This window comes from Vreelandella malpeensis (assembly GCF_020622355.1).
Classification (GTDB): domain Bacteria; phylum Pseudomonadota; class Gammaproteobacteria; order Pseudomonadales; family Halomonadaceae; genus Vreelandella; species Vreelandella malpeensis.
The window spans coordinates 17,410-28,256 of sequence record NZ_WHVL01000007.1; the positions used below are offsets into that span (position 1 = coordinate 17,410).

8 protein-coding genes are annotated in these 10,847 nt (G+C 64.1%); 2 read left to right on the forward strand and 6 right to left on the reverse strand.

The window, feature by feature from the left end; genetic code table 11:
* Positions 1-35: 35 nt before the first annotated feature.
* Positions 36-572, forward strand: a complete 537-nt coding sequence (locus GEV37_RS15025; protein ID WP_227391089.1) for a GspH/FimT family pseudopilin — start codon at positions 36-38, stop codon at positions 570-572.
* On the opposite strand, the gene trxB is transcribed toward GEV37_RS15025, so the two are convergent.
* Positions 551-1,501 (reverse strand): thioredoxin-disulfide reductase, encoded by a 951-nt coding sequence (gene trxB / locus GEV37_RS15030; RefSeq protein ID WP_227391090.1) that lies wholly within the window; start codon positions 1,499-1,501, stop codon positions 551-553. The two genes, GEV37_RS15025 and trxB, sit on opposite strands and share 22 nt — an antisense overlap.
* 277 nt (positions 1,502-1,778) lie before the next feature.
* Here trxB and acnA point away from each other — a divergent pair, with 277 nt between their 5' ends.
* Positions 1,779-4,514: an aconitate hydratase AcnA gene (gene acnA, locus GEV37_RS15035; RefSeq protein ID WP_227391091.1), complete on the forward strand. Its 2,736-nt coding sequence runs from the start codon at positions 1,779-1,781 to the stop codon at positions 4,512-4,514.
* Between the two features lie 159 nt (positions 4,515-4,673).
* On the opposite strand, the gene GEV37_RS15040 is transcribed toward acnA, so the two are convergent.
* From GEV37_RS15040 to GEV37_RS15060, 5 genes are all read right to left on the reverse strand, one after another.
* Complete coding sequence (locus tag GEV37_RS15040; RefSeq protein ID WP_227391092.1) at positions 4,674-6,350, reverse strand: NAD-dependent malic enzyme; 1,677 nt, start codon at positions 6,348-6,350, stop codon at positions 4,674-4,676.
* A 168-nt stretch (positions 6,351-6,518) separates the two neighbouring features.
* Complete coding sequence (locus tag GEV37_RS15045; protein ID WP_227391093.1) at positions 6,519-7,745, reverse strand: YeeE/YedE family protein; 1,227 nt, start codon at positions 7,743-7,745, stop codon at positions 6,519-6,521.
* A 44-nt stretch (positions 7,746-7,789) separates the two neighbouring features.
* Positions 7,790-8,818 carry an AI-2E family transporter gene (locus tag GEV37_RS15050; protein ID WP_227391094.1) on the reverse strand — a complete coding sequence of 343 codons (1,029 nt, stop codon included), beginning with the start codon at positions 8,816-8,818 and terminating at the stop codon, positions 7,790-7,792.
* A 179-nt stretch (positions 8,819-8,997) separates the two neighbouring features.
* Positions 8,998-10,017, reverse strand: coding sequence for a tryptophan--tRNA ligase (locus tag GEV37_RS15055; protein ID WP_227391095.1), 1,020 nt, complete (start codon positions 10,015-10,017; stop codon positions 8,998-9,000).
* A 156-nt stretch (positions 10,018-10,173) separates the two neighbouring features.
* Positions 10,174-10,350, reverse strand: coding sequence for a hypothetical protein (locus tag GEV37_RS15060; protein WP_227391096.1), 177 nt, complete (start codon positions 10,348-10,350; stop codon positions 10,174-10,176).
* Positions 10,351-10,847 lie beyond the last annotated feature (497 nt).

Sequence of the window (10,847 nt, forward strand, 5' to 3'; positions counted from 1 at the left end):
CTAGTCTGAACGCAGGCCAAGCAAAGGTGACGCCCATGCCTCTCGTTTCGACACGCTTCTCGCGCGCCGGCGGCTTCACGTTTCTGGAGCTGATCGTGGCACTGACGATCGCCGGCATTACATTTGCGGGCGCCCTGCCCGTCCTGCAATCGCTGGGACACAGGGCGGCGCTCACGAGCGACGTCAACCGCTTTCAGCAGGCGTTTTCGCTGGCGCGCAACACGGCCATTACCCGCCGTACCACGGTGACGCTGTGCCCGGTCGATACCGCCCTGCGCTGCACGTCGGACTGGCGCCGCCCCCTGGCGGTCGTCACAGGCGCGCCGGAGGGCGAGATCGACCGCCACCACGTGATCCGTCTCTTTCCGGCGCGCGAGGGCAGTCATATCACCTACAACCGCGGCTGGCCGCAGGTTCGCTACACTCGCCTTGGGCATGCCAGCGGCTACAACGGCCGTTTCGAACTGTGCAGCGGCGCCCTCGGGCGCCGGCTGGTGCTCAGTCAACTGGGGCGGCTGCGCCTCGACCCCGCGCCTCCGACGTGCACCGATCAGGCGATGCCGTCGAGATAGCGCTCGGCGTCGAGCGCGGCCATGCAGCCGCTGCCCGCCGAGGTAATCGCCTGGCGGTAGATATGATCCATCACATCGCCGCAGGCGAACACGCCGGGTACGCTGGTCGCGGTGGCGTTGCCCTCGAGCCCGGAGTTGACGGTGATGTAGCCGCCCTTCATGGCGAGCTGGCCCTCGAAGATGCCGGTATTGGGGCTGTGGCCGATGGCGATGAACAGGCCCGGGGCGTGAATCTCCTTGGTGGTACCGTCCAGGGTCGACTTCACCCGCACGCCGGTGACGCCGCTTGCATCGCCCAGCACTTCGTCCACCTGCTGGAACCACTCCAGCGCGATCTTGCCCGCCTCGACCTTCTCGAGCAGCTTGTCCTGGAGGATCTTCTCGGCGCGCAGCGTGTCGCGACGGTGTACCAAGGTCACCTTCGAAGCGATGTTGGAGAGATACAGCGCCTCTTCCACGGCGGTATTGCCGCCGCCGACCACGATCACCTCCTGGTTGCGGTAGAAGAAACCGTCGCAGGTGGCGCAGGCGGACACGCCCTGGCCCATGTACTGCTGCTCCGAGGGCAGGCCCAGGTAGCGGGCGCTGGCCCCGGTGGCGACGATCAGCGCATCGCAGGTATAGGTGCCGCTATCGCCCTTCAGGGTGAAGGGCTTTTCACCGAGGCTCACCTCGTGAATGTGATCGAACAGCACCTCGGTATTGAAGCGCTCGGCATGGGCCTGCATCTTCTCCATCAGCGCCGGCCCCTGGATGCCTTCGGCCTCGCCGGGCCAGTTGTCCACGTCGGTCGTGGTGGTCAGCTGGCCGCCGGCCTGAAGCCCCGTGATCAGCAGCGGCTTCAGGTTGGCGCGGGCGGCGTACACCGCCGCGGTGTAGCCGGCCGGCCCGGAGCCAAGAATAATCAAACGTTCATGACGTGTTTCCATGCCACTACCTCTGTACTTGAAAGCGAACGGCCCGGCGGGCGCGTCGGCGCCTGACGCTAGCCCCGGGAGCCGAGTATGGGAATCGAGCAGGAGAGTCTGCCTGAAATGGCGTCAAGTACAAGTGATTACAAGGGTAAGACTACGCCATTAGACTAAGATGGATTGAAAGGCTGCCTGAAAATACCCATGTGCTATTAATAAGGTACGTAAAAGAAAACGCGCAACCGTGGCGCCGCATCTCCACCGGCCAATGTCCAGATCAACACAGGAGAAAGCAATGAGCACGACTCCCGACACGCTCAAGACCCTCGAGGTAGGAAATCGATCCTACGCCTACTACAGCCTGCCAGACGCCGCCGAGGCGCTCGGCAACATCGACCGCCTGCCCAAGACCCTGAAGATTCTGCTAGAGAACCAGCTGCGCTTCGCCGACGACGAGAGCGTGGAGCGCGACGACATGCAGGCGCTGGTGGACTGGCAGAAGGAGGGCAAGTCGAGCCGCGAGATCGGCTATCGCCCCGCCCGCGTGCTGATGCAGGACTTCACCGGGGTCCCCGGAGTCGTGGATCTCGCCTCGATGCGCGCCGCGGTGGAAAAGCTCGGCGAGGACCCCGCGCGCATCAACCCGCTCTCTCCGGTGGATCTGGTCATCGACCACTCGGTGATGGTCGACGAGTTCGGCCACGCCACGGCCTTCGACGAGAACGTCGAGATCGAGATGCAGCGTAACCGCGAACGCTACGAGTTCCTGCGCTGGGGTCAGCAGGCCTTCGACAACTTCAGCGTGGTGCCGCCGGGTACCGGCATCTGCCACCAGGTGAACCTGGAGTACTTGGGCAAGTCGGTGTGGACGAAAGAAGAGAACGGCAAGACCTTCGCCTTCCCCGACACCCTGGTAGGCACCGACTCCCACACCACCATGATCAACGGCCTGGGCGTGCTCGGCTGGGGCGTGGGCGGTATCGAGGCCGAGGCCGCGATGCTCGGCCAGCCGGTGTCGATGCTGATTCCCGAGGTCATCGGCTTCAAGCTGACCGGCAAGCTTCAGGAAGGCATCACCGCGACAGACTTGGTGCTCACCGTGACCGAGATGCTGCGCAAGAAAGGCGTGGTGGGCAAGTTCGTCGAGTTCTACGGCGACGGTCTGAAGGATCTGCCGCTGGCGGATCGCGCCACCATCGCCAACATGGCGCCGGAGTACGGCGCCACCTGTGGTTTCTTCCCGGTGGACGACGAAACCCTTAACTACATGCGCCTGACCGGCCGTAACGATGACCAGATCGCGCTGGTCAAAGCCTACTGTCAGGAGCAGGGGCTGTGGCGCGAGCCCGGCGACGAGCCGGTCTTCAGCGATACCCTGGGCCTCGACATGAGTACCGTCGAGGCGAGCCTGGCCGGACCCAAGCGCCCGCAGGATCGGGTATCGCTCAAGCGTATGCCCGACGCCTTCGCCAAGGTGATGGAAGACGACGGCAAGAGCCAGCCCAGCACCGAGACCGGCAAGCTCTCCTCCGAAGGCGGCCAGACCGCCGTGGGCATCGAGCGCAGTTTCGAGCACAACGACAGCCAGGACGTGGCCTATGACGGCCAGAATTTCCGCCTCAACCCGGGCGCGGTGGTGATCGCCGCGATCACCTCCTGCACCAACACCTCCAACCCCAGCGTGATGATGGCGGCAGGCTTACTCGCTCGCAAGGCGCGCGAGAAGGGACTGGCCACCAAGCCTTGGGTCAAGACCTCGCTCGCCCCGGGCTCCAAGGTGGTCACCGACTACTTGGCCGCGGCGAACCTGAACGACGACCTCGACGCGCTGGGTTTCAACCTGGTGGGCTACGGCTGCACCACCTGCATCGGCAACTCCGGGCCGCTGCCCGAGGCAATCGAGAAGGCGGTAAACGCGGGTGACCTGGCGGTGGCCTCGGTGCTCTCGGGCAACCGCAACTTCGAAGGCCGCGTGCATCCGCTGGTCAAGACCAACTGGCTCGCTTCGCCGCCCCTGGTGGTCGCCTACGCGCTGGCCGGCAACGTGCAGTGCAACCTGGCGACCGAAGCGCTGGGTGAGGATTCAAGCGGCAACCCGGTCTATCTCAAGGATATCTGGCCCTCCCAGGCGGAGATCGCCGAATCGGTCGAGAAGGTCAATACCGAGATGTTCCGCAAGGAGTACGGCGCGGTGTTCGAAGGCGACGAGACCTGGAAGGCGATCGACGTGCCGGAAAGCCAGGTCTACCAGTGGCCGGAGTCCACGTATATCCAGCACCCGCCCTTCTTCGAGGGCATGGGCCGCGAGCCCGACCCCATCGAGGACGTCGACAACGCGCGCGTACTGGCGATGCTAGGCGACTCGGTCACCACCGACCACATCTCGCCGGCGGGCTCGATCAAGCCGGACAGCCCCGCCGGGCGCTACCTGCAGGAGCACGGCGTCAAGCCCGTGGACTTCAACTCCTACGGCTCGCGGCGCGGCAACCACGAGGTGATGATGCGCGGCACCTTCGCCAACGTGCGCATCAAGAACGAGATGTTAGACGGCGTGGTCGGCGGCGAAACTCGCCACGTGCCGAGCGGCGAGCAGATGTCGATCTACGACGCCGCCATGAAGTACCAGCAGGAGGGTACGCCGCTGGTCGTGATCGCGGGCAAGGAGTACGGCACCGGCTCCTCCCGCGACTGGGCAGCCAAGGGCACGCGCCTTCTCGGCGTGCGCGCGGTACTCGCCGAATCCTACGAGCGTATCCACCGCTCCAACCTGATCGGCATGGGCGTGGTGCCGCTACAGTTCCCGGAAGGCGAGAGCCGCCAGACCCTGGGGCTGACCGGTGACGAGGAGATCTCGATCGCGGGCCTGGCCGACCTGAGCCCCGGCGCCACCGTCAAGGTGACCCTCAAGAACGCCGACGGCGAGCGCACCCTCGAGGCGAAATGCCGCATCGATACCCTCAACGAGCTGGCTTACTACCGCCACGGTGGTATCCTTCACTACGTGCTGCGCAAAATGATCGGCGCAGCCTAGGTACTACCCCCAATGCTTGCATGCCCCCACATCGTGGGGGCTTTTTTTCGTCGCGACGTTTTCGTCATGACGTTTTGGCCACACCGTTTTCACCGCAACGAAAACGCCGCTGCAAAGGCAGCGGCGCTTGGGGGTGGCGAATGGCCGGGCGATGAAGATCTAGACGGCGCGCCGACGATAGGCGCGGTAGTCCGGGTCCCAGCTCGCGCTCTCGATATCCTGGCGCAGCTGGGTACCGCTGGTGGTCAGCGCCACGCCGTTGTGCTGGGCGGTTGCCGCGACCTCGAAGGCGATCGCCTGGCTGATCTCGCGAATTTTCGACAGCGGCGGCAACAGTGCGCCCTTGCCCTCTTTCACCAGCGGCGCTTCGCGGGCGAGCGCCCGGGAGGCGCTCATCAGCATCTCGTCGGTCACGCGGTGCGCCTTGGCCGCCACCACGCCAAGGCCGATCCCCGGGAAGATGTAGGCGTTGTTGCACTGGGCGATCGGATAGGTGCGGCCATTGTAGACCACCGGCGCGAAGGGGCTGCCGGTGGCGACCAGCGCCTGGCCATCGGTCCAGCGAATCACGTCCTCGGGCACCGCTTCCGCCTGGGAGGTGGGGTTGGAAAGCGGCATGATCACCGGGTGCTCGCAGCCGGCGTGCATGGTGCGAACGACTTGCTCGGTGAAGATCCCGCGCTGGCCGCACACGCCGATCAGCACCGTCGGCTTGACCCTGGCGATGGTCTCCTCGAGCCCCTGGCCGTTCCACCCGGCCACCAGCGCGGGGTCGTGGGCCAGGCGGCGCTGGAAATCGCGCTGCCAGGTCTGGTCCGTGGTCATCAGGCCTTCGCGGTCGATCACGAAGATGCGCTCGCGGGCCTCGCGCTCGGTCAGCCCCTCCGCCTGCATGGCGACCACCACCTGCTCGGCGATGCCGCAGCCCGCCGAACCGCCGCCGACGAACATCACGCGCTGCTGGGCGATGGTCTCCTCGCGCGCCTGGCAGGCGGCCATCAAGGTGCCCACCACGACGGAGGCAGTGCCCTGCACGTCGTCGTTGAAACAGCACAGCTCGTTGCGGTAGCGCTCCAGAAGCGGCACGGCGTTGGCCTGGGCGAAATCCTCGAACTGCAGCAGGACGTTGGGCCAGCGCCGCTTGAGCGCGGCGATGAACTCCGCCATGAAGGCATCGTACTCTTCCTGGCCGACCCGCTCGTGGCGCCAGCCCATGTACATCGGGTCGTCGAGCAGCGCCTGGTTGTTGGTGCCCACGTCGATCATGATCGGCAGCGTGTAGGCCGGGCTGATGCCACCACAGGCGGTGTAGAGCGCCAGCTTGCCGATCGGGATGCCCATGCCGCCGATGCCCTGATCCCCCAGGCCCAGGATCCGCTCGCCATCGGTGACCACGATCACCTTGACGTTGTCCTTGGTGGCACTGCGCAGGATGTCGTCCATGTGCTCGCGGTCCGGGTAGCTGATGAACAGGCCCCGGTGATTGCGGTAGATGTTGGAGAACTCCTGGCACGCCTGGCCCACGGTCGGCGTGTAGATGATCGGCAGCATCTCCTCGAGATGCTCGGAGACGAGGCGGAAGTAGAGCGTCTCATTGTCGTCCTGGATGGCGCGCAGGTAGATGTGGCGGTCGAGGTCGCTATGACACTGCTGGTACTGGCGGTAGCTGCGCTCCAGCTGGTCTTCGATGGTCTCGACCTTCTGGGGCAGAAGACCGATCAGATTGAAGGCGACCCGCTCCTCCTGAGTAAACGCACTGCCTTTGTTCAATAGCGGCATTTCGAGCAAGGAAGGACCGGCGTAAGGAATGTACAAGGGGCGTTTACTTTGAGTCATAGGGCTCTCTTCTCGTCCATTACTGCTGCAGCGCAGCAATTTCAAGCGTTTACGGTTATGACGGCATAATGTATCACGCTACTACGACAAAGGTGGCACCTGCACCTGCTTTGAGCAAAGAAAATGCCCCGCTTTTAGGGCGGGGCATTGGACATCAATCAGTTAGCGTCAGGCGGTCTTGGCCTTGGGTTTTCGACCCTCCACGCCGTCGAAGAACAGCGGGCGCAGCTTCACGCCCAGCATGTTGCCGGCAAAGGCCGCCACCATCCATATCCAGCCGTGCAGGCTGCCCGAGGCGATACCGCTGAAGTAGGCGCCGATGTTGCAGCCAAAGGCGAGCCGCGCGCCGTAGCCGAGCATCAACCCGCCGAGAATCGCCGCAATCACCGAGCGAAGGGGAATGTTGAAGTTCGGCGCGAAACGCCCGGCCAGATGCGCCGCCGCCAGGGCGCCGAGCATGATGCCGATGTTCATCACCGTGGTGATGTCCGAGAAGATGCTGGAGGAGAGCGCCGCCGCGTTGGACTCGGACTGCCAGTAGCCCCACTGGGAAACGTCGCCGCCGATGAACTCGAACACCTTCGCCCCCCATAGCGCGAAGGCCGAGGTGATGCCCCAGGGGCGCCCGGCCAGCGCCAGCGTGGCGAAGTTCAAGAGCGCCAGCGCCACGGCGCCGGCGACCAGTGGCCAGGGGCCTTCCAACCAGCGCGCACGGCCGGGTTTGGCCACCTTGGGCGCCTTCTCCAGCTGCCCATGACGGCCCTTCTCCAGCACCACGGTCAGGGCGGCGATGGCGGCGAAGATCACCAGGCTGATGGCGATACCCACGCCGGGCCCGGCCACGTCGACCAGCGACACCGGCGCGAAGGCCGGCAGGCTCTGCCACCAGGCGAAGTGCGCGGTGCCGATCACCGAACCGACGATGAAGAACAGCAGCGTGATCAGCATGCGTGCGTTGCCGCCACCGGCAGTGAACAGCGTCCCCGAGGCGCAGCCGCCGCCGAGCTGCATGCCGAGCCCGAAGATGAACGCCCCGACGACGACCGACACGCCAATGGGCGACACGAGCCCGGACACCGGCCGGCCGAACAGCTCGCCCGCCCCAAGCGCCGGAAAGAACAGCAGCACGGCAAGCGCCAGCATCACCATCTGCGCACGCAGACCGCGGCCGCGGCGCTCGGTGATGAACGCCCGCCAGGCCGCGGTGAAGCCGAAGGCGGCGTGATAGAGCACCACGCCCAGCAGTGCACCGACGATCATCAGCATGCCGGTATTGGCGCTGAAGAACACGCCGATCAAGAGCGCACCGAACACCACCGCGGCCATCGCGATCAGCGGCACCCGGTACTTGCTGGCAGGAGTTTCGGCCTCCAAGGAGGCGGGATTTGTCGACATAGCACACCTTTCTCTTTCAATGATTCCACGAATTCCAGCGAGGCTCACGCCTCGTCTTTCGACGTCTCGTCCTCTTCGCGCTGCACGTAGAGCGTGTTGACCAGCACGAAACCGATCACCGTGAGCGGCGCAGCCAGAAGCACCCCCGTCATGCCGAACAGCGTACTGGCGGCGAACAGCGAGAACAGCAGCATGGCCGGCGGCAGGTTGACCGCGCGCTGCTGCACCAGCGGTTGCAGCACGTTGCCCTCGATCTGCTGGATGATCACGTAGGCGATCAGCGCGAACAGCGCGGTTTCAGGACTGACCGTATAGGCCAGCAGAAGTGCCGGGATAGCGGCGATCAATGGCCCCACCAGCGGCACGAAGTCCAGCAGCCCGGCGATCAACCCGAGACCCAGCGGCGCGGGTACACCGATCAGCCACATGCTCACCCCGACCAGGATACCGGTCACGGCCATGGCCACGAGCTGCCCGCCCAGCCAGAAGCGCAGCGCCTTGCCGCTCTTGTCCAGCGCCTCGCCCAGACGGTCGCGGCTCTTGATCGGCGCCAGCAGCAACAGCCCGCGGCGGTAGACCCCCGGCTGGGCAGCGAAGTACACCATACCGACGATCAACGCGAAGAAGTTGACCAGGCTGCCGCCCATCGAGACCACCACCATGCCGACCTGACCCAGGCCGTTCTCGAACATCGACCCCGCCCGCTCGCCAGCGTTCTCCATCAAAGGCGCCAGCGGCGAACCTTCCAGGCGCTCCTGAAGCTGCTGCCATGCATCCGGTAGCAGCGACGAGAGCGACTCGAGCTCGGAGGCCACCTGGGAGCCGAAGGCGACGCTGATCGCCGCCAGCAAAAGCGTCAGCGCCACGATCACGATCAAAAGCGCCAGCCAGCGCGGCAGCCCCCACTTGAGCAGCGGCACCATGCAGGTCTGCAGGATGCACGCCCCCACCACCGCCCCGAAGATCAGCAGCACAAGCCCCACCAGCTTCCACAGCACCAGCGCGAGAATCCCCAGCGCCAGCACGATCATCGCCTTTTCGGTGAACGTTTGATGACGATACGTCGATTGCATTCAATGATCCTTTTGTAAAGCCCGGCGACACGAATCGTGCCCAACGCCGAAGCAATGTCTTCCCTCAGGCTCCAGTTTAACGCACCCCCGGCTCAACGCACTGGCAAGTGATCCCCCAGGCACAAAAAAGCCCTGCCGATGGGCAGGGCTCAGGGTAGCGTTCACATCGGGAAGCAAGCTTAGACGAAGCGCCCCAACCCCACCGCCGCACGCAGACGCTCCATGGTGCGGGTCGCCTCCTCGCGGGCGCGCTCGGCGCCCTTTTGCAGCACCGCCTCGATATGGCCCGGGTCTTCCAGCAGCGCAGTGTAGCGCTCGCGGGGTTCACGCAGTTGGGCGTTCAGGTAGTCGAACACCTGGTTCTTGGCATCGCCCCAGCCGATGCCCGCCGCGTACTGCTCGCGCATCGCTTGGGTTTCATCGTCGCTGGCGAACGCCGAGTAGATCTGGAACAGCGTGCAGGTGGCCGGGTCCTTCGGCTCCCCAGGCTCCAGCGAGTTGGTCTTGATCTTGCGGACCAGCTTCTGAAGCTTCTTCTCCGGCGAAAACAGCGGGATGGTGTTGTCGTAGCTCTTCGACATCTTGCGCCCGTCGAGGCCCTTCAGCACTTCGGTCTTCTCGTCCACCACCGCCTCGGGCTGTACGAAGTAATCGCCCTTGAACAGGTGGTTGAAGCGGCCGGCGATGTCGCGGGCCATCTCGATATGCTGGATCTGGTCACGCCCCACCGGCACCTTGTTGGCGTTGAACATCAGGATGTCCGCCGCCATCAGCACCGGGTAACCGAACAGCCCCATGGTGATGCCTTTATCGGCATCCTGGTTGCCCGCTTCTTCATTGTCGGCCACCGCCGCCTTATAGGCATGGGCACGGTTCATCAGGCCCTTGGCGCACACGCAGGAGAGCATCCACATGAGCTCGGGAATCTCGGGCACGTCCGACTGGCGGTAGAAGATCGCGTTGTCGGTATCGAGGCCCAGCGCCAGCCATGTGGCGGCGATCTCCAGGCGCGACTGCTGCACCCGGCTCGGTTCCTGGCACTTGATCAGCGCATGGTAGTCGGCCAGGAAATAGAACGATTGCACGTTCGGGTCCTGGCTCGCCTCGATGGCCGGCTTGATGGCGCCCACATAGTTCCCCAGATGGGGCGTGCCGGTAGTGGTAATCCCCGTCAGCACACGGGTCTTGGCGTTGTTCATAGCGGATCGGTCCAGCGTTTGGAAGGTCGATGAAAGAAAGGATTGTACATGCCCGGCCGGCAAGGCGTCGCCTGGGAGAACACAAAACCCGCGATCACGTGTCTTTAGCCACAACGCGCTAATGTCATCGAGCCTTTTCCACGTCCGGCAGGTCCGCTACCCCGCTTCATCACTCGCTGCCGCCAGCATGATATGGCGATAGAGCACGCCCATGGCGGTAGCAAAGAGGAGAGTGACAGCGAACATGATCAGTACGCGAGCCGGCAGCAACGTGCCCCTTTTCAAGAACCCATCGGTCACCAGCCCGGCAAGGCCGGGAAGCAGCCATAGCAAGACGAACGCACTACCTTGGCAAGGCCGGGGTGATGGCAGTGGTGCCGTTGACATGAGGGACGGTCTTCTGATTCGACGCTCTAAGACGTCTTAGCGTTAGACGACTTTCGTGGTAGGGCCGTAGCGTAGGTGCTAGTGTGGATCACGCTTACTAAATAGTTAGCGCATTCATAGCCCACCATAAGGCGCTCGCCGTCGGGTTGTAGCCGCTCGATCATATTGCCTGCGTCATCGTAGCGGTAGCGGATGTCGTTGGGCTGACCCAAGTGGTTATCCGAAATCGTCAGCTGGCCGTCTAAACGGTTACCGGCGACCGCGTAGTAGTGGGTCTTATTGCCGTGCTAACTGCTTGTGACACTCCCGGTGGAGACGTAGCTACACGCAATCACCTGAGAGTGATCACCCTACAGGATGCAGAAGCTCATCTTACAACTATTGATTGAATTTAAGCCTTAAAATCATCATAGCTGCTCTATGAACTCTGAAGTTTACTGACG

Excerpts from the sequence above, each read along its gene's own strand:
- GEV37_RS15025 (WP_227391089.1), top strand. The coding sequence starts at position 36 with ATGCCTCTCGTTTCGACACGCTTCTCGCGCGCCGGCGGCTTCACGTTT.
- trxB (WP_227391090.1), bottom strand. The coding sequence starts at position 1,501 with ATGGAAACACGTCATGAACGTTTGATTATTCTTGGCTCCGGGCCGGCC.
- acnA (WP_227391091.1), top strand. The coding sequence starts at position 1,779 with ATGAGCACGACTCCCGACACGCTCAAGACCCTCGAGGTAGGAAATCGA.
- GEV37_RS15040 (WP_227391092.1), bottom strand. The coding sequence starts at position 6,350 with ATGACTCAAAGTAAACGCCCCTTGTACATTCCTTACGCCGGTCCTTCC.
- GEV37_RS15045 (WP_227391093.1), bottom strand. The coding sequence starts at position 7,745 with ATGTCGACAAATCCCGCCTCCTTGGAGGCCGAAACTCCTGCCAGCAAG.
- GEV37_RS15050 (WP_227391094.1), bottom strand. The coding sequence starts at position 8,818 with ATGCAATCGACGTATCGTCATCAAACGTTCACCGAAAAGGCGATGATC.
- GEV37_RS15055 (WP_227391095.1), bottom strand. The coding sequence starts at position 10,017 with ATGAACAACGCCAAGACCCGTGTGCTGACGGGGATTACCACTACCGGC.